Annotated in this window: 1 protein-coding gene; it reads left to right on the top strand. The window is 46.6% G+C overall.

Translation table 11 applies throughout. From position 1 onward, the window contains the following. Positions 1 to 26 precede the first annotated feature (26 nt). Positions 27 to 545, top strand: a 519-nt coding sequence (locus GXO74_16300; GenBank protein ID NOZ63215.1) for an alpha-L-fucosidase, incomplete at its 3' end; no start/stop codon positions are given.

Genomic DNA, 545 nt, shown 5'->3' with positions numbered 1-545 from the left:
TAAAAGCCATGCATTAGGGAGTCTCTATGAAACGAAAGCTGCTTTTTCTGTTATTATTTTTTCTTGCCGCTGTCGTTCGCGCTCAAAGTATCGGCGGAGGCGGAGAGGCAAATCCTGATTTAAAAACAAATTTAGAATCTCTGCAAAATTGGCAAACGATGCGTTTCGGCATGTTCATTCATTGGGGGCCCGTAACATTGCGCGGGACAGAAATTGGCTGGTCGCGCGGGCGGGAAGTACCGGTGAAAGAATATGATAATCTTTATCGGGAATTCAACCCGGTGCTTTTTGACGCAAAAGAATGGGTCGCGGCGGCTAAAGCGGCCGGGATGAAATATCTCATCATCACTGCCAAACATCACGACGGATTTTGTCTCTGGGATTCAAAATATACCGATTACGACATCATGTCCACGCCTTTCAAGCGAGATGTAGTGAAAGAACTCGCTGAAGAATGCAAGCGCCAGGGAATTCTTTTTGGTACCTACTATTCCATCATTGACTGGCATCATCCTGATTATCCCATTCGCCACGGCGATGATCCC

It is taken from the genome of Calditrichota bacterium (assembly GCA_013152715.1).
Classification (GTDB): domain Bacteria; phylum Zhuqueibacterota; class Zhuqueibacteria; order Thermofontimicrobiales; family Thermofontimicrobiaceae; genus 4484-87.
This window is presented reverse-complemented; position numbering and strand designations above follow the sequence as displayed.